This is a genomic window from Fischerella thermalis PCC 7521, assembly GCF_000317225.1.
In the GTDB taxonomy this organism is placed as follows: domain Bacteria; phylum Cyanobacteriota; class Cyanobacteriia; order Cyanobacteriales; family Nostocaceae; genus Fischerella; species Fischerella thermalis.
Genome location: NZ_AJLL01000105.1, coordinates 1 through 17,668 on the forward strand (window position 1 = coordinate 1; position 17,668 = coordinate 17,668).

Sequence of the window (17,668 nt, forward strand, 5' to 3'; positions counted from 1 at the left end):
GCAAAACGCGATCGCCCTTGATAGAGATTAGGTAGGGCAAGTATATCGTCAGAGTATTGATCTAAAGCTGTTGCCAAATCGAATAACTGTAGCAAATTCAGTTGAACAACAGGTTGAGATGCTTGGTATCCTAAAGAACCGAGAAACAAATTATGAGTTAAATGGCTGTTTGGTTTGATGTGTATTTCTGTTTCTGGTATTGGATTATTAAAAGAATTTAATGTTTCGGTAGAAGCTGGATTTTGTAATGGTTCTTGTGATTCTGGTTCATCTGGTGCATTAGTTGAGTCCTCTGGTTTTGAGAATTTTGCCCAAAAACTTTCAGGGGACATTTGAAGTAATTCCTGCACGTAGTTTGTGACTGCTGCACACAAAGCTTCTAGTTGATCGCGATCGCCCCGAATAACGATCTTTTGTTCTTCACTGAGTCGTGGATCGTCAAAGCTTAACTCAAAGCGTAGATCCTTGAGAACAGATCTTCCCTTTCCCACCCAACGAGATAGAGATGAGTTTTGTGCCAATACTTCTAGCGTGCAAGTGGGTGGTGTGTAACGACGGATGACAGAATTTGTTACAGGCATGGCAGGAACTGCAAGCAGGACATTTTTAAAATTTCGTTGAACGGTCTATAAGTGCTAGCCAGAGGCGGCGATGTCCACCAGGACCACTATAAAAAAGAAGATCTATCAGCAGTTTTAAAGCCAGGTGGGTAAGTTCATCCGTGGAGATCGTCGAGTCTTCCTCCATCCGTTCTTGGTAAGTGTTGCAGAAAGCATCGATATAATCTCCTAATAAAGCAGCCTGATGAGGTTCGCGGTTATTTTCCGCCATTTGTTCTAACAAGCCAACAGCACGACGAATCAATTCTTGATGCTGCTTGGCAAGATAGCAAATAATGAGAACAAGCGCTCGTGCTTCTTCAACATCGAGCTTTTTTCGCCCTCCTTGACCTTTGCGTAGCGGATTAGACTGGCGCAGCCGCCACAGCGCTACACGGTCTGGCACTCTGGACTCTAAATTTAGATTAATTGCCGCTGAAAGCATTGCCTCGGAGCCAATGCCAGTCAATGTTTCTAATGCCAACAGCACCAAATCTAATTGGGTTTTAATATTTTCCCATTGAGTTGTGTTTGGGGCTGGAAGCTTTATTAAATCCTCCCACTGAGGAGTAGGAGTGGGTGAATTAGCGGCAGAGTGCATAACTTTTAGCATAGGTGATCGGGCTAGTAGGGGCTGTTGCTGTTACCCATTTTGAAACCAGACTTTTACGAGCAAATATTAGTTTCCTAAAACTATGAATAGAAAATAGCCTACAGCAAGCTGTTGGGCGTTTTTGAGAATTGAGATGGTTGGGTAAACAGCAGTGGTCTTTGTCTTACTCTATGACGAAAAGCGATTTGGGATAAAGTACAAGCGCTTTGAATGACGTTTTGTCTGCTGATTGCACCAACCTTGTGTTTAACTATTTTCTGATTAAACTGATGCTTTATACAAAATAAATAAATCTTCCTTTAGATAGATATTTACTCCTGATTCCTGATTAATTGTCTATCTGACTACTTTAACTTAACAACCAAAGAATACATAATTGTCCATATTTCAACAAGCAGTATCTAAGAAAAAATTATTGTTTTGTTTACGTAATAATTAAGAATTTTTGATGTTTTTAGGAAATTATTTGGTTAAAAAACTAACATACTTTTTAAGAAAGGGAACAAGGAACAGGTAAGACTGGTTCCCGTCTTGGACGTCACGTGCTTTATCTAGAGAATCCGAAGGGGAACTATACATTCTGTCATCAAGAGCTGATAAAGTACGTAGCGAAAGGAAAATCGCGGCTTGTCATATTAATAGACACCCGTAGCGGTTGAATTTACTTGCAAAAGTAGCCGGAAATTTATTTTCCGGCTTCTATATTCAACCTGTTAAAACGGGTTTCTACTTTCAGCTTGAACTTTTGTTCCAGGCTAGGAAGCCGTGATCGAGGAGTTGAGCGGAATCGGATTTAACATGAAACCTAAACACCTAATCTCTTGTCACCACACCTGTTTAATTAGTCTCACTCTCATTTCGAGTTTTGTTGCACCTGACGCTGCGATCGCAGCACCACCCAGAACACCAGACAAAACGGTAAACTGTGACATTCTGGTTGTTGGTGGTGGACTGTCTGGTGTAGCAACTGCTTACGAAGCTTTACTTGCTGGGAGAACGGTTTGTCTCACCGAAATTACCGACTGGCTGGGAGGACAGATTTCTGCTCAAGGAACTTCGGCGTTGGATGAACGACCAACCCAACGAGCAAAGTTATACTACTCTCGTGGTTACTTAGAATTGCGACAGCGGATTGAACGCAAGTACGGCAAACTCAACCCTGGTGACTGCTGGGTAAGTGATTCCTGCTTTCTGCCCAAGGATGGGCATGAAATCTTGAGTTCCATGCTCAAAGATGCCGAAAGAAAGGGTAAAGGGAAGTTGCAATGGTTCCCAAATACAGTCATCAAGGACTTGAATATCAGTTCTGATGGCAAAATCATTAATAATGCGATCGCCATCCAACATAAACCAGCGCCCAATGCTCCCCCACTCAATACTTTTACCCTATCCCAAACCATCCAAGACGCCTATACCTATCAAAATTCTTCCCGCTTTACCAAAACTATTATTCGCCTGGCTCCCAAACAAGCACAAAAAGGCAATGTTCCTAACTGGTATGTTGTAGATGCTAGCGAAACTGGAGAAATTGTTGGTCTTGCTGATGTTCCCTATCGTCTGGGTATTGATGCGCGTTCTTATTTAGAACCTTCATCCTCCAGCGCTACCAACGATCCCTATTGCACTCAAGGCTTTACTTATACCTTTGCAATGGAGGCAACTAAGGAACCGCAAAAGCAGACCATGCCCCCATTCTACATGCAGTATTCACCCTACTACAGCTATGAATTGCAACGACTGGCAAGCTTTCCTTTAGTATTTACCTACCGTCGCATCTGGAGTCCCCGCAGAGGCGAACAAATGAAATTTGGCGGCATAAATTTTACGGCTCCGGTACCAGGTGACATTTCCATGCAAAACTGGACTTGGGGGAATGACTACCGTCCCGGAACCGCCAAAGATAACCTGATTTACACTCGCGAGCAACTCCAAGCTACCGGACAGCTTAACCCCGGTGGTTGGCTGGGTGGACTACGGGTAGAAACCTTGCGTAGAGGTGAGGAAAATGCCCTTGGTTATTATTATTGGTTAGCAGCAGGGACTACAGATTCTCAATTAGGGAATGGGGTTAAGCAGCCACAACCAAACAATCGCTTTCTTTCCGGGTTAGATTCCCCGATGGGAACAGCCCACGGCTTGTCAAAATACCCATATATGCGTGAAGGCAGGCGGATCATCGGTCGTCCCAGCTGGGGTGCGCCTCAAGGCTTTAGTATTTGGGAAGTTGACATTTCTCGCCGCAATTATGATGATGAGTACTACCGCAAAACCCTTTCACCAGCTGAATATCGCCGCTTGAAAGCGACACTGGCAGGTTTGGAAGCTTTATCTGTACTTTCAGGTCAGCAGCGTCCGGAGAATGTTGCTCGGCGGACTCGTTCGACCATCTTTCCCGATGCTATTGGAATTGGACATTATGCGATCGACTTCCATCCCTGCATGACAAAAAGCCCACCAGAAGCACCAGGAAACACAGAACGCGAAGGTGAAAGACGCGGTGCAGGCCAAGCTTATCCCTTCCAGATAGCTCTGCGGGCAATGATTCCACAAAAAATTGACAATTTGCTGGTCGGAGGTAAAAGTATTGCTACCAGTCACATTGCAGCAGCAGCCTACCGCGTCCACTCCTTTGAATGGTCTGCTGGTGCAGCAGCAGGGACTACAGCAGCTTTTGCTTTGAAAAACAACATCGCCCCCTACCAACTAGTAGATGAATTACCAAAAATAGAACCGCAACTGATTGCCTTGCAAAATCTGCTCAAGAAAAACGGCAACCCCACCGCTTTCCCTGATACCTCGATTTTCAATCAAAATTGGGAAGATTGGAAATAATTTTGTTGGGTGTTGGTAATTGATTGGTGGTTGTCCCAAACAACAAACAACAATCAACAATCAACTACCATAGACTAAACTGTTAATTGTAGTGTAGTTTTGTAAAGACCTGTTGGTTAATTCTTTTATGATTACCAAACTTTCAGCAGCTGTTTATGCGATGGCAGCGACACCAACTATAGCTCCTGAACGGTCAACTCAAGTTACCCGCAAACCCTATCCAAATTACAAAGTCATTGTTTTAAACGATGATTTCAATACTTTTCAGCATGTTGCTGAGTGCTTGGTGAAGTATATTCCGGGAATGACTAGCGATCGCGCTTGGGAACTCACAAACCAAGTACACTACGAAGGTCAAGCCATTGTTTGGACTGGACCGCAAGAACCCGCTGAACTTTACCATCAGCAATTACGTCGAGCTGGTCTAACAATGGCTCCTCTGGAAGCAGCATAAAATTTATGACAAAACCCACCGCAGATACCCGTAAAGCAACACCAGTTAAAGATGGCAGATTAGTTTGGAATCACTCAACCCATATTCCTGGACTTATTCCCATCCTCGAACGTCTGTGCAAACTAGATGGCATTCAAACCGTCACCCCAGGACAACTTGGACGGGTAAAAGGTCACAGCCAAAAGTTGCAATTGCGGGTGTCTGTACCCATTCGGGGCGGGTTTAAATTAATTGCACGTCACGGAAAAAGTGTACAAGAAGTATTTATTTTAACCACCTTACCGCAGCAACAACTCGAAGAAGCGATCGCAACTGTGATGCAAAAGTAGTTGGTAGTTGGTAGTTGGTAGTTAGTAGTTAGTAGTTAGTAGTTAGTAGTTTATTGTCTCCCCATCACCCCACCTCCCTATTCCCCTAACTCAGCAAACAACTTTGCCAAAATCACGTTAGAAAACAAAAAACCATCGGGATCACTCAAACGCAACTTTTCTTTCTCGAGTTTTACCCAGCCTTGGTGCAAGTACGGCTGTAAACATTTCTCAATCTCTTCTACCTTCTTTTCTCCAAACTGTTCTTTTAGCACTGCTAAATTGACACCTTCTGCTAACCGCAACCCTAGCATTAAGGTTTCTAACAAAATTTCATCGGCGGATGTCACTTCACAATCGATTACACAGCCAGCTTCTACCCACTGATAATATTCTTTGGTTTTACGGGGACGGGTAAATCTTTTCCCTTCTATGTAACTGGCTGCACCCATACCAAAACCATAGTAAGGGCGATTTTGCCAGTAAACTCGATTATGCCGACACTGGTGTCCTACTTGGGCATAGTTGGAAATTTCATAATGTTCATAGCCTGCACTAGTGAGGATTTGCTGCGCCATTTGGTACATTTTGACTGTAGTTTCATCTGTAGGTAGGGGATGAGTACCCCCTTTGTAATAACGACCAAAGGCAGTTCCAGGTTCTATAGTCAGGTCATATATAGATATATGGCTTGGTGCGATCGCAATTGCTTTTTCTAATGATACCTGCCACCTATCTAGAGTTTGATGCGGTAATCCTGAGATGAGGTCTATGCTAAAGTCAGAAAACCCGACTTGCGAAATTAATTCTACTGCTTTGTAAATATCGTTAACAGAATGCGATCGCCCACAAGCTTGCAATAAATCTGCATCAAAGGCTTGCACACCCAAACTCACACGATTGACGCCTGCGCTACGATAACCTTGAATATGTTCTAAATCAAACGTACCTGGGTCTATTTCCATAGAAATTTCTACCCCAGGAGAAATACCAAATTTTTGCTCTAGCGTTTTTAATATATGTTGCAATTGTTGCACAGATAAAAGCGAGGGAGTACCGCCACCAAAGAAAATTGTCTGCAAAGATTGACCAAAAACAGGAGCAAGGGCAATTTCTTGACAAAGAAAGTCTACGTATTGAGAGATTGTGCCCGATGTTTCTCCACGCAAGCGATCGCCCACGACAGAAATAGGAAAATCACAGTAAAAGCATCGGCGTCTGCAAAAGGGAATATGTATATAGGTAGAAGTTGGAAGATCTGAAAATATATCTTTTTGTGCCATTTTAAGTGAAAATTAAAATATGATTATGAGAATTACAAAACATGAAAATTAAAAAGTTAAGTAAAACACAGAAGACGGAACATATAAGCAAAAGAGCAAATCTGCTCCCTGACAGCGTTTTTGTAGTTAGCATTTTATCTTAATTATTTCTAGCTATTTATTAACAATTTTTTATCGTTTTTCAGTCAAAAGATGGCAATAATAGAGCATAAAAATCATTAGTTATAATGAGTGGAGATGTTGTCAATCTCAACATCTAGTATGAGCGTAAATATTCTAAATCGCTCTTAGCGATGAGATAAAAATCAGTTTACTTATCGACTAACACTGTTGCAGGAAAACAACACAATTATGCTAGATGCAATTATCATTTTCTCATTCATCCTGGCAGCAGCAGGCGTAGGCTACTATAGTATCGAGTTTCTACCAAATGGGACACTCGAACGGGTAACAAACCAAGAAGCTCTCCGCTTAGTTTTTGCTGCTTTTGCTGCTATTATTGGCGGTGCAGTTGGACTGAGATTTCAGACCTCATATCGCCGCTTAGAAAGTCAAGTCCGGGAGATGCCATTTGAAATCATCTTAACCCGTGCGATCGGTCTAGTAATTGGGTTACTAATCGCTAACTTAATGCTAGCACCTCTATTCCTGCTACCGATTCCCACCGATTTTAGCTTTATTAAGCCATTGGTAGCAGTTGTTGGCAGCATCGTACTGGCATATACTGGCATGAATCTCGCAGATACCCACGGACGTGGTTTATTGCGTTTGATTAATCCCAATACTGTAGAAACAATGGTGGTAGAAGGAACACTCAAACCAGCTAGCACCAAAGTACTAGACACCAGCTGTATTATTGATGGTCGTATTGAAACACTTCTAGAAACTGGCTTTTTGGAAGGACAACTACTCGTACCGCAATTTGTCTTACAAGAACTGCAACAAGTAGCGGATGCAAGCAAAGACCAAAAACGTGTAAGGGGAAGACGGGGACTAGAAATTCTCAACCGGATTAAAACAGTGTACCCCGATCGCATTTTGATTAACTCCATAGACTACGAGGATATCACAACCGTAGATGCGAAATTAGTCCGCTTTGCCCAAGAAATCAATGGCACACTCTTAACCAACGACTATAACTTATCGAAGGTCGCCAGTGTGCAAAAAGTGCCTGTTTTAAACGTTAACGATTTAGTTAATGCTGTACGTCCCACCTACTTACCGGGCGATAACATTGACCTCAAGATTCTCAAAGAAGGTAAAGAACCCAGTCAAGGCATCGGCTACTTAGACGATGGCACAATGGTTGTAGTTGAAGAAGGTAGCAATTATGTAGGTGGTGAATTGCGGGTAGTGGTTACTAGTGCCTTGCAAACATCTGCCGGCAGGATGATTTTTGCCAAACCTCAAGCATCTGCGTTGGCATGAAGGAAATGTCCAGTTTAAGTTTACTAAATATTTTTCTCACCGATGCACTCTAGTGGCATCGGTTATTTTTTGGTTAATTGCTCAATATATACAAGTTGTGCGGCAGCAACTGTGGTATAAACTTTCTAGCAATAAATAACCGAAATTAAAAATCAAAAATTAATAAAGATGAAATATATAAAATATATTTGTTTGACAGCTATTAGTAGCATTGTTGTAAGCATAACAAACTATCAGGGAGCAATAGTAGCAGCATTACCACCAGCAGAAGACATACCAGAAGAAATATTACGGACAGAAATTATCTTAGCAGCGCGATCGCCGATTGATGGCAAACCCCTATCCGCCGCCGACTATGCACAACTGCAAGCCCAACTACAACAAGCCCCACCACCAAAACTAAGTTCTAACATCAGAGACAATATCTTTTTGCTGAGACTGCGTAAAGCTTTACTCCAGCTTTTCCCTTTTCTGGATACATTGATTTAGTCAATGGTCAATGGTCATTAGTCATTAGTCATTAGTCATTTGTTTCTCTCCTTGTCTCCCCAATCCCCCCAATTCACGATGACCATCAAGACAAAACTGCAAATAAATGTAAAGAATAATATATAGAACTTAAAAAAGTAGATTTACTTAACCACTTTATTCAACTAACATAGGTAGCTCCATGTCTATGACCATGATTGCCCCCGAACAAGTAAACCGCATCGTTTGGAATCAACATCAAGATCCTTTTGAAATATTGGGTTCCCACCTTGTAGAAGCAAATGGCAAAACTGTCTGGGCTGTGCGAGCCTACCTACCCAATGCCAGTCAGGCGTGGGTAATTCTTCCAGAAGAAAGGAAAGAATATCCCATGCAAAGCGTGCATGACCCCCATTTTTTTGAGTGCGCGATTGAAACAAAAGAATTAGCCAACTACCAACTCAAAATCAAAGAAGGAGAACACGAAAGAGTCATCTACGACCCTTACGCCTTCCGTTCTCCTCGCTTAACTGACTTTGATTTGCACTTGTTTGCTGAAGGAAACCATCACCGCATTTATGAAAAACTGGGAGCGCACCCCACAGAAATAGACGGCGTTAAGGGTGTTTATTTTGCCGTTTGGGCTCCCAATGCACGTAACGTTTCCGTGATTGGCGATTTCAATCAGTGGGATGGACGCAAACATCAGATGCGTAAAGGACAAACTGGGGTTTGGGAATTGTTTATTCCTGAACTTGGGGTAGGAGAACATTACAAATACGAAATCAAAAATCTAGAAGGTCACATTTACGAAAAATCTGACCCCTACGGTTTCCAACAAGAACCTCGTCCCAAAACAGCATCGATTGTCACTGACTTAAATAGCTATCAGTGGAACGACGAAGATTGGATGGAGCAGCGGCGTCACACCGATCCTCTGACTCAACCCATCTCAGTTTACGAAGTACATTTAGGTTCTTGGTTACACGCCTCTAGCGCAGAACCACCTAGACTACCTAATGGGGAAACCGAGCCTGTCGTTCCTGTTTCTGAACTTAATCCTGGTGCGCGTTTTCTGACTTATCGAGAGCTAGCAGACAGGTTAATCCCCTACGTCAAAGATTTGGGCTATACCCATGTGGAATTATTGCCTATCGCTGAACATCCCTTTGATGGTTCTTGGGGTTATCAAGTCACAGGCTATTACGCCCCTACTTCCCGTTATGGTAGCCCAGAAGATTTTATGTATTTTGTTGACCAGTGCCACAAAAATGGTATTGGCGTAATTATAGATTGGGTTCCTGGTCACTTCCCCAAAGACGGTCACGGTTTAGCTTTCTTCGATGGTACTCACCTTTATGAACACGCTGATCCCCGCAAAGGTGAACATAAAGAATGGGGAACTTTGGTGTTTAACTACTCACGCAACGAAGTCCGCAATTTCTTAGTTGCCAACGCTCTGTTCTGGTTTGATAAATTCCACATTGATGGTATTCGCGTTGATGCGGTTGCTTCGATGCTTTACCTCGATTATTGCCGTAAAGAAGGCGAATGGCTACCTAACCAATATGGAGGTAGAGAAAACCTAGAAGCGGCAGATTTTCTGCGTCAGGTAAATCACCTCATCTTTAGCTATTTTCCAGGAATTGTCTCTATTGCTGAAGAATCTACAGCTTGGCCAATGGTTTCTTGGCCGACATACACTGGCGGCTTGGGCTTCAACTTAAAGTGGAACATGGGCTGGATGCACGACATGCTTGATTATTTCAGCATGGACCCCTGGTTCCGTCAGTTCCACCAGAACAATGTCACTTTTAGTATGTGGTATCACCACAGTGAAAACTTCATGTTGGCACTGTCTCACGATGAAGTTGTCCATGGTAAGAGCAACATCATTGGTAAAATGCCCGGTGACAGATGGCAGAAGTTTGCTAACGTGCGTTGTTTGTTCACCTATATGTTTACTCACCCAGGTAAGAAAACCATGTTTATGAGCATGGAGTTTGGGCAGTGGAGCGAGTGGAATGTTTGGGCTGACTTAGAATGGCATTTATTGCAACATGAGCCACACCAACAACTCAAAGACTTTTTTAAGGATTTAAACCATCTCTACCGCAGTGAACCGTCTTTGTATACCCTAGATTTTGCCCGGGAAGGGTTTGAATGGATTGATTGTAGCGATAACCGCCACAGCGTTGTGTCCTTCATCCGCAGAGACAAAGACTCTGAAGATTTTGTGATTGTTGTTTGTAACTTCACCCCCCAACCCCATTCTCACTACCGCATCGGTGTACCGGAACCCGGATTTTACACCGAGTTGTTTAACAGCGACGCGCGTAAATACGGTGGCAGCAATATGGGCAATTTAGGTGGTAAGTGGACGGATAATTGGTCGATGCACAATCGGTCTTATTCGCTGGATTTGTGTTTACCACCTTTGGGTGTGTTAATTCTCAAGTTAGATAGGGAGAAAACAGCCGAGGTGATGAAGTCTCAACAAGAGTAATAATGATGTTGTAGTAGGCGGTTTAGCATCAGTAAACAGTGAATAGTTATCAGTGATTAGGCGTGTATTTAGGGACACACAAGCCCCAACAATGCTGATCATCAGTAACCATCAATAGAAAAAACTGAAAACTGATAACTGTATAAGGTATGCTTACGCCTACTACATTTCTTCATATTGAGCGATCGCACTTAGCATCCACCAATACGACCTCTGTATGGCGCATTTAATTCAAGCTTAACAATCGGATTCCATCCTTCTATTACTTTTAGATAGTAAGCATCCGTGCGATCGCCCTGAGGAATAGTTTGATGTTCTGTAGGTATGGCAATACTATAGTCAGCGTTTTCCAACACAGGGTTGTGTTTAGCTGCTTTCAGGTTGACAGCCACAACTCCCTTCTAATGGGCATTATGAGCTTTTTTAGTCATACCACTCTCATACCAATTAAAGGCTGAAAATGGCACTTCTTTACTTGTCTGCTAAATTCAAGAGAATGATTGAAACTTGCTTAGAGTAAGCTTTTTATCAATCGGAGCGGCGGGATTTGAACCCACGACCTCCACTACCCCAAAGTGGCGCGCTACCAAGCTGCGCTACGCCCCGGACACAACAATTTACAATTTGGAATTGTTTTAGTCAACCTCCTAATTATAGCAATCAGCTTTAGAATAATCAACTATCCTACTCAAAAAACTTTCAGCATTCCCGCAGCTTGCAATAAACCCGGAACCGCCGCAGCATTCCACTTACCTTCTGCACAACGGCTTGTGTTGAGGATAAAACGCAGACTATAAGCGTGAGGATAACCTTCTACTTCCATCCATAACAAATCACTTTCGGCTTCGCAGGCAATTTTTTCTTCATCCATTAATTCTGACCTCAGCTGCTGCACTGTATCTGCTAACTGCAACAGTAGCCGGCAAAAATCATTTAATTCTGCTTCTGTTAATTCTATTGCCCAATCATCTGTACCCACCAAACCCTTAAATTCTGGTGCAGATGGGTTCCAACCGATACGCCAACCAGATCCACTTTTGATGAGACGTTGCATAACTTATATTGGTTGTTGGTTGTTGCGGGATGATTTTATTTTCTCTTTTAGTTGAAAAACTTAATTCTTGGCGCTTTTGGCTGTCCATGGCGGTTCATCATTCATCTCCATTTTATGCAACGCCGTTGATTGTTGGTTGTTCCAAACAACAAACAAAAAACAACCACTAACTAATTTTGGCTAAAAGTATTGACTAATGCTTGCACTAGAGCATTGCGTTGCTGGCGAGTGAGGCGGCGAATGGCAGCGCGATCGCCTGCAAGGGGATTTTTTCGTAAAGTATCGTTACCTGGATACGATGATTCATACATTACTTCATTTGCATCCAGGTAATCAGCCAAAGTCAATTTCCAATCTAGCCGATAATTTGGTGTACGCCCTTTAACATAGACGTGATAACTAATCATGCGACTAACTAGGGTGTTGCTTTCGGCGACTTTCCCTGTTTGTTTGCTAATGTATTGATTTTCTTTTGGTAAATCAGGCAATTGTTTATACACCTGCTGCCAAACATCAGTTGAGGGTACTCTTTGAGCATAGGCAGGTGAGGTGGAGAGTAAATTAGTATGGAAAAATTGCTGGTGTTCTGAGCTAAACCAAAACCCACCTAAAATTAACATACATCCGACCCCCTTCAAAAAGTGGGGAGTAAAGAATGCCCGCCAAAGCTTGAGCATAGTACACCACACCTTATTAAAATTAATTTATCTATACTTCTCCGATGATTTCTGGTTGAGTCAGTTCGTCTGACATTTCAATAATTGCCCTCAGTACTGGCTTCATCATCACATCATCATTACTCTCGAAGTCTTCATAACGCCGACGCTTAGCACGATTTGCCACCTGAACCGTAATACGGTAGCGATTTGAAGCTGCACTAATCAAATCTTCCGCACGATGCATAATTTGGGTTTGGGTTGTCTCGAACTTAGAACGCTTTAGCATATTTACTGGTTATTTGGGTCTTTTTTAGTTTAGCAGTATTGTCATTTGCCATTGATTAGACTTCTTGTAGAAGTCGGGGAAGAGGTTAAAGAGATTAAAAATCCTTTCACCTTTACCGAAACTGCCTTGAAAATGGGTGTAGGGGTATAAGGGTGCAAGGATGCAAGCAGATGAAATTTTCATACCCTCGTTGTGAATTATATTCATGGAGTCTCTTGCAAAACTAAATTTTGCAAGATTTCTAATGAACTACTTTATACTTTCTGAGATCTAAGTAACCAAGTATAGCCATACATCTATGAAAAATATCAGCAAACTGACTCAAATATTTTGGATTGGTTTGATTATTTTATTATTTTCTTTTTGTGTCACTGATGTTGCTGCTGCGCGTGGAGGTTGTTTTGCAGGGGGAACTGCTATTTTGACAACTGAGGATTATAAACCAATTGAACAACTAGATCAGAGCGATCGCATTATTGGTTATAACTTCACAACCCACCACCCTGAAGAAGGAAATATTGGTGAAATTCAGGTTTTATCTTCTCCTGGTTATTTTTTAATTAATGACAAAATCAAAGTTACAGAAAGCCATCCTTTCTATATCAAAACTTCTACGGGAGTTAAGGTGGTAAAGGCGCAAAAACTTAAACCTGGTGATCAGCTAGTTGGAGAAGAATCTCACCCTGTTATTTCTAGTCTGGACTCAAATTTAGCGGCTCATAGCTCAACCCCATTAAAATGGAGTGAACTTCCTTGGCAGTCTTCTTTAGAAGAGTCTCGCTATCAGATTGCGATTTAAATTGCAGGTGGGTTATTGTGACTTTAGCTATTAGCTTACAATTGCTTGCAGGACAGGACGATGCTGCTAAATCAAAGTTTGTATACCGAGGGCTGAATCCTTTACAAAGTGACTAAAATCATTGATTTTCAGCTAAGTTTGTGTAATCAAAAATTGCTGAATCCTTATCTTCAAAATTTTCTTGTATCCATAAATACAGAATTACTTAATATTTTTATTAGTCAATAGATAGATAAGTAATCTTTTAAAAGTCAGCATAATAAATGTGGTCTATGACCCTAACAAAGGCATTGTGCTTACCGTCGTGGTTTTGTGATCATGGCGGTATTTTTATTAATGCACTCAGGTAAATTTGTTTTCCGCATCAATCAGATATTTGTTTTTAGATATTTCCTCTAGATAAGTTGATATATTATCACTTTGACACTTATTTTCAAATAATTTTGTTTTTGTAGCTACATGATTAATTAATATTTTACTACTCAATAGATAGATGGGTAATATCTAAAAATATTAGAGGATATGTTAGGTAGATAAACTGGTTTATCTAAACGCCCATTAAATTAGAAGGCATTATTCCTCGACTGTCGTGGTTGTAAAACCACGACATTATAGCTACGCGATTAATTAATATTTTGACTCTACAATCGATAGACTAGTGCTTTGCATAAAAGCAAGACAATATTAGAAGTAAATGATTTGCTCAATCATCTACTCGTTTTTCCCTAAGGTTTCTTTTACTAATGTCGCGATTCTGCGGATCACGACATTATTTTGAGGGCGATCGCAGTGAGTTCCGTATACGCGATCACTGCAATTACTCCTGGGTAGGAGTAATCAATAACTGAGATTATACTGATTGCAATACCATTGATGGTTGCAGTGGCAGCCCCCTCATACCTGCAACCCCCCAGCTAGGAAACATCAAGACTGTTCACAAGCACCAATACTTACCCAACTGCTAGAACCATCTTGCCAATGTTCTTTTTTCCAAATGGGGGCGTTATGTTTGAGAGTGTCGATCGCATAACGACAAGCTGCAAATGCTTCCGAACGGTGAGGACAACCCACCGCCACTAAAACACTGATTTCGCCAATTTGCAAATGTCCAATGCGATGGTGGATGACTACACGATTGACATCAGTCCATTTTTGACGAATATCGGTAGCAATTTGATAGAACACTTGTAGAGCCATTGGTTCATAAGCTTGGTATTCCAAGGAAACAACTGGTTTACCATCAGTTTGATTGCGAACTGTACCGCTCATCACCACTACAGCCCCGTTTGCTGGATCATTAGCTAATCGATAGATTTCCTCAACTAGTAACGGTGCAAAGGTAATGACAAAGCTATCTTCAGATTTCGGTTTTATGGAAAAGGGAAATGTTGTTATCATAGCAAAAGTTATTGGGTATGAAGCATTGGGCATTACAGAAGTGTGGAGTGTGAGGAGTAGGGGGAGCGTGAGGAGTGGGCGAAGTAGAGAAATAAGCACCAACCTACCTTTACGGGAAGCCACTACGCGTCTACGTGTCTACGTGACGGGAACCGCCTTTTTGGGGAGCTGGACTCACCACTAACAACAAACCACCAACTATTATCAGTTACCCTACACCCATAGTAAGTATCTTTGATCGGCGTTGTTGCCAGCTTATGTCAGCTTTATCCAAAGATCATCCATAACAAAAGTGCTTATAACTGGGCAATTTTTGGATTTTTTAAGTAGTTTTACCCAATTTAATAATTATTTTGTCATCTCCCCTAAGGCATATTACTATAGTTGAAGTGACAAAGTTGTCTAATTGTCTCTAATTTAGATGGCTGGATAGTAACTTGATCTAAACTACCAACTTAAAGTAATCGTAAGGTGAATTAGCAGGCAATTTCCCCGTTAGGGTATTTGTGTATAGCGGTTGCAAACACACTCATGACTGATGTCCCTCTTTTATTTCTTACCGCCCTACTTCAGTCATTTCAACAGCCATAGGTTACACGAAGGCAAGCCGTAAATCAGCAATAGTGGGAAAACATCTCATGAAAACTTTAGTGCCTAATAATGAAGTGAAGAGGCTTGAAGCTCTTCATGAGTATCAAATTCTAGACACTTTACCAGAACAAGTGTTTGACGATTTGGCGTTTTTAGCGGCTCAAATTTGCCAAACACCGATCGCTCTGATTAATTTTATTGATGCCAAGCGTCAGTGGTTCAAGGCTAAGGTGGGATTATCGGTGGGAGAAATGCCAAGAGAGATGGGATTCTGCCCTATTTGTATAGAAATGAAGGATATTTTGATTGTCCCTGATACTTTGGCTGATAAACGGTTTGCCAACTTGTCTGTAGTTACCTCGGAACCACATGTCAGATTTTATGCAGGTGTGCCTTTGTTTGCACCAGAGGGAGAAGCAATTGGGACTGTTTGTGTAGTTGATTACATTTCCCGTGAAATTACCTCAGAACAAATACAAGCACTACAAGCTATTGGCCGCTTAGTTATTAGGCAATTAGAATTACGACGAAATCTCTCCGAATTAGTCAGTATTAAAAAGGAATATAAACAGTCACAAACAGCACTACAGCAAAGTGAATCTACCCTCCGTAGTTTCTTTGACAGTGCGCCCATGATGATGGGAGTTGTGGAAATTCAAGGTAATGACATTCTGCACATTTCAGATAATGCTACTAGTGCCAAATTTTTTGGACTAACTCCAGAAGCGATGCAAAATCGCTTTGCTAGTGAGTTAGGTGTACCAAAAGAGTGTGTGGATGAGTGGATACATTATTATCGTGAGGCTGAATATACCAAATTACCTGTCAGCTTTGAATATGCTCACGATCACCCCCAGGGTAAAAAATGGCTTAGAAGTACAGTATCACCAATTGCCGCCTGTTGTGGCAGCACTCCGCAATTTGCTTATGTAGTAGAAGATATTACTGATCGCAAACTTGCCGAAGAACATCTCTGCTGGCAAGAAGCCTTATTACGTTCTATGACTAGCGTTTCACCCCTAGCATTTTATGTTGTCGATAATCGTACAGACAATATTTTGTATTTCAACGAGCAATTTTGTGAAATTTGGGGTATCCAACACCTCAAACCATTGATGGAACGTCGTCAATTGAAAAATCAGGATATCATTCCCGATTGCCTACAATTAATAGCAGATATTCCCGCTTTTGCTGAGTCCTGTAAACCCTTACAAAGCGAAGACAACCACTGTGTTGTTGAAGACGAAATTTTATTTACCGATGGGCGAATCATACGACGCTTTTCCACTCAAGTCCGCGATGCCAATGATCAATATTTTGGACGTTTATATATTTTTGAGGATATCACTGCCCGCAAACAAGCAGAACAACAAGTCCGCGAACAAGCAGCTTTACTCGATATTGCCACTGATGCCATTGTTCTGAAAGATTTATCTAATCAGATTTTACTGTGGAATAAAAGTGCAGAAAACCTTTACGGTTGGCAATCAGAAGAAGCTATAGGTAAGTATGCTGATGAACTTTTTGCTCACGAACCATTATCACTACTAAGAGAAATTAATAACACAGTTTTAGAACACGGTTTTTGGCAAGGAGAATTACAAAAAACTCACAAATCTGGTCAAAAAATCATCGTTGAAAGTCGTTGGACACTGGTAAGAGATGAACATCAGCAACCCAAATCAATCCTGATCGTTGATACTGATATCACCCAAAAGAAAGAACTAGAAAAACAATTTTTACGCGCCCAACGCATGGAGAGTATTGGTACTCTTGCTAGTGGCATTGCTCACGATTTAAATAATGTCTTATCGCCAATTTTGATGTCGGTACAACTATTAAAAGCTAAATCCCAAGACCGACGCGATCGCCAAATCTTAGCAATAGTAGAAAATAATGCCAAGCGTGGTGCAAATTTGGTGAAACAAGTACTGTCATTTGTGAGGGGAATAGAAGGCGATCGCACTATTCTCCAAGTCAAACACCTGATTTTGGAAATGAAGCAAATTGTTGAACAAACATTTCCCAAATCAATTACTGTCAACACCGAAATTCAACCAGATTTGTGGAGTGTTTGTGGAGATAGTACCCAATTACATCAAGTATTAATGAATTTGTGCCTCAATGCGCGTGATGCCATGCCCACAGGTGGAAACATCACAATTTCTGCTCAGAATATTGTCATTGATGAAAACTATGCCAAAATGCATTTAGATGCAAAAGTTGGTTCCTATATAGTCCTGAAAGTTACTGATACAGGAGTCGGCATTTCTCAGGAAATATTAGACAGAATTTTTGAGCCATTTTTCACAACCAAAGAGTTTGGTAAAGGTACAGGACTGGGACTCTCAACAGTCATGGGTATTGTCAAAGGTCACGGTGGTTTTATC

The 17,668-nt window shown here is 41.5% G+C and carries 16 protein-coding genes and 1 tRNA gene; 8 read left to right on the forward strand and 9 right to left on the reverse strand.

The genetic code is table 11. From position 1 onward, the window contains the following. Both UYK_RS0122815 and UYK_RS0122820 read right to left on the reverse strand, forming a co-directional pair. Nucleotides 1–581: DUF4335 domain-containing protein (locus UYK_RS0122815; protein ID WP_016872222.1), on the reverse strand; the 581-nt coding region annotated here is incomplete at its 3' end. 25 nt (nucleotides 582–606) lie between these two features. After that, on the reverse strand, nucleotides 607–1,212 hold the full coding sequence (locus tag UYK_RS0122820) for a DUF3038 domain-containing protein (RefSeq protein WP_009456761.1): 606 nt from the start codon (nucleotides 1,210–1,212) through the stop codon (nucleotides 607–609). A 798-nt stretch (nucleotides 1,213–2,010) separates the two neighbouring features. Between UYK_RS0122820 and UYK_RS0122825 the strand changes: the two genes are divergently transcribed. The 3 genes from UYK_RS0122825 (at nucleotide 2,011) to UYK_RS0122835 (ending at nucleotide 4,827) form a co-directional block, all read left to right on the forward strand. Continuing rightward, on the forward strand, nucleotides 2,011–4,044 hold the full coding sequence (locus UYK_RS0122825) for an FAD-dependent oxidoreductase (protein ID WP_016872223.1): 2,034 nt from the start codon (nucleotides 2,011–2,013) through the stop codon (nucleotides 4,042–4,044). Between the two features lie 127 nt (nucleotides 4,045–4,171). Then, the gene (gene clpS / locus UYK_RS0122830) at nucleotides 4,172–4,498 is read left to right on the forward strand and encodes an ATP-dependent Clp protease adapter ClpS (protein ID WP_009456757.1); all 327 of its coding nucleotides are present in this window, start codon (nucleotides 4,172–4,174) and stop codon (nucleotides 4,496–4,498) included. A gap of 5 nt (nucleotides 4,499–4,503) precedes the next feature. Beyond that, the gene (locus UYK_RS0122835) at nucleotides 4,504–4,827 is read left to right on the forward strand and encodes a DUF2103 domain-containing protein (RefSeq protein WP_009456750.1); all 324 of its coding nucleotides are present in this window, start codon (nucleotides 4,504–4,506) and stop codon (nucleotides 4,825–4,827) included. A gap of 77 nt (nucleotides 4,828–4,904) precedes the next feature. Here UYK_RS0122835 and hemW read toward each other — a convergent pair whose 3' ends face one another. Continuing rightward, the gene (hemW, locus tag UYK_RS0122840; RefSeq protein WP_009456749.1) at nucleotides 4,905–6,089 is read right to left on the reverse strand and encodes a radical SAM family heme chaperone HemW; all 1,185 of its coding nucleotides are present in this window, start codon (nucleotides 6,087–6,089) and stop codon (nucleotides 4,905–4,907) included. Nucleotides 6,090–6,440: 351 nt separating this feature from the next. Between hemW and UYK_RS0122845 the strand changes: the two genes are divergently transcribed. From UYK_RS0122845 to glgB, 3 genes are all read left to right on the forward strand, one after another. Next, nucleotides 6,441–7,517 carry a PIN/TRAM domain-containing protein gene (locus UYK_RS0122845; RefSeq protein ID WP_009456748.1) on the forward strand — a complete coding sequence of 359 codons (1,077 nt, stop codon included), beginning with the start codon at nucleotides 6,441–6,443 and terminating at the stop codon, nucleotides 7,515–7,517. Between the two features lie 168 nt (nucleotides 7,518–7,685). Next, complete coding sequence (locus UYK_RS0122850) at nucleotides 7,686–8,006, forward strand: hypothetical protein (protein ID WP_009456747.1); 321 nt, start codon at nucleotides 7,686–7,688, stop codon at nucleotides 8,004–8,006. 187 nt (nucleotides 8,007–8,193) lie between these two features. Then, nucleotides 8,194–10,491, forward strand: a complete 2,298-nt coding sequence (gene glgB / locus UYK_RS0122855) for a 1,4-alpha-glucan branching enzyme (protein ID WP_016872225.1) — start codon at nucleotides 8,194–8,196, stop codon at nucleotides 10,489–10,491. 191 nt (nucleotides 10,492–10,682) lie between these two features. Here glgB and UYK_RS0122860 read toward each other — a convergent pair whose 3' ends face one another. The 5 genes from UYK_RS0122860 to UYK_RS0122880 form a co-directional block, all read right to left on the reverse strand. After that, nucleotides 10,683–10,883 (reverse strand): hypothetical protein, encoded by a 201-nt coding sequence (locus tag UYK_RS0122860; RefSeq protein WP_016872226.1) that lies wholly within the window; start codon nucleotides 10,881–10,883, stop codon nucleotides 10,683–10,685. Between the two features lie 140 nt (nucleotides 10,884–11,023). Then, nucleotides 11,024–11,097: transfer RNA gene (locus UYK_RS0122865), tRNA-Pro, on the reverse strand. 82 nt (nucleotides 11,098–11,179) lie between these two features. After that, complete coding sequence (locus UYK_RS0122870; RefSeq protein ID WP_009456738.1) at nucleotides 11,180–11,545, reverse strand: DUF1818 family protein; 366 nt, start codon at nucleotides 11,543–11,545, stop codon at nucleotides 11,180–11,182. A gap of 170 nt (nucleotides 11,546–11,715) precedes the next feature. Next, nucleotides 11,716–12,165 (reverse strand): hypothetical protein, encoded by a 450-nt coding sequence (locus UYK_RS0122875; protein ID WP_016872227.1) that lies wholly within the window; start codon nucleotides 12,163–12,165, stop codon nucleotides 11,716–11,718. 88 nt (nucleotides 12,166–12,253) lie between these two features. Further along, entirely contained in the window at nucleotides 12,254–12,490 is a 237-nt protein-coding gene (locus UYK_RS0122880; RefSeq protein WP_009456735.1) for a DNA-directed RNA polymerase subunit omega, read from the reverse strand. A gap of 298 nt (nucleotides 12,491–12,788) precedes the next feature. On the opposite strand from UYK_RS0122880, the gene UYK_RS0122885 reads away from it, so the two are divergent. After that, nucleotides 12,789–13,289 (forward strand): Hint domain-containing protein, encoded by a 501-nt coding sequence (locus UYK_RS0122885; protein WP_009456734.1) that lies wholly within the window; start codon nucleotides 12,789–12,791, stop codon nucleotides 13,287–13,289. Nucleotides 13,290–14,213: 924 nt separating this feature from the next. Here UYK_RS0122885 and UYK_RS0122890 read toward each other — a convergent pair. After that, nucleotides 14,214–14,687 (reverse strand): molybdenum cofactor biosynthesis protein MoaE, encoded by a 474-nt coding sequence (locus tag UYK_RS0122890; protein ID WP_026086564.1) that lies wholly within the window; start codon nucleotides 14,685–14,687, stop codon nucleotides 14,214–14,216. A gap of 638 nt (nucleotides 14,688–15,325) precedes the next feature. Between UYK_RS0122890 and UYK_RS0122895 the strand changes: the two genes are divergently transcribed. Continuing rightward, nucleotides 15,326–17,668 (forward strand): PAS domain S-box protein (locus UYK_RS0122895; RefSeq protein ID WP_026086565.1); only part of this gene is annotated, 2,343 nt, incomplete at its 3' end.

Coding starts and splice junctions, on each gene's coding strand:
- UYK_RS0122820 (WP_009456761.1), bottom strand. CDS start 1,212: ATGCTAAAAGTTATGCACTCTGCCGCTAATTCACCCACTCCTACTCCT.
- UYK_RS0122825 (WP_016872223.1), top strand. CDS start 2,011: ATGAAACCTAAACACCTAATCTCTTGTCACCACACCTGTTTAATTAGT.
- clpS (WP_009456757.1), top strand. CDS start 4,172: ATGATTACCAAACTTTCAGCAGCTGTTTATGCGATGGCAGCGACACCA.
- UYK_RS0122835 (WP_009456750.1), top strand. CDS start 4,504: ATGACAAAACCCACCGCAGATACCCGTAAAGCAACACCAGTTAAAGAT.
- hemW (WP_009456749.1), bottom strand. CDS start 6,089: ATGGCACAAAAAGATATATTTTCAGATCTTCCAACTTCTACCTATATA.
- UYK_RS0122845 (WP_009456748.1), top strand. CDS start 6,441: ATGCTAGATGCAATTATCATTTTCTCATTCATCCTGGCAGCAGCAGGC.
- UYK_RS0122850 (WP_009456747.1), top strand. CDS start 7,686: ATGAAATATATAAAATATATTTGTTTGACAGCTATTAGTAGCATTGTT.
- glgB (WP_016872225.1), top strand. CDS start 8,194: ATGACCATGATTGCCCCCGAACAAGTAAACCGCATCGTTTGGAATCAA.
- UYK_RS0122870 (WP_009456738.1), bottom strand. CDS start 11,545: ATGCAACGTCTCATCAAAAGTGGATCTGGTTGGCGTATCGGTTGGAAC.
- UYK_RS0122875 (WP_016872227.1), bottom strand. CDS start 12,165: ATGTTAATTTTAGGTGGGTTTTGGTTTAGCTCAGAACACCAGCAATTT.
- UYK_RS0122880 (WP_009456735.1), bottom strand. CDS start 12,490: ATGCTAAAGCGTTCTAAGTTCGAGACAACCCAAACCCAAATTATGCAT.
- UYK_RS0122885 (WP_009456734.1), top strand. CDS start 12,789: ATGAAAAATATCAGCAAACTGACTCAAATATTTTGGATTGGTTTGATT.
- UYK_RS0122890 (WP_026086564.1), bottom strand. CDS start 14,687: ATGATAACAACATTTCCCTTTTCCATAAAACCGAAATCTGAAGATAGC.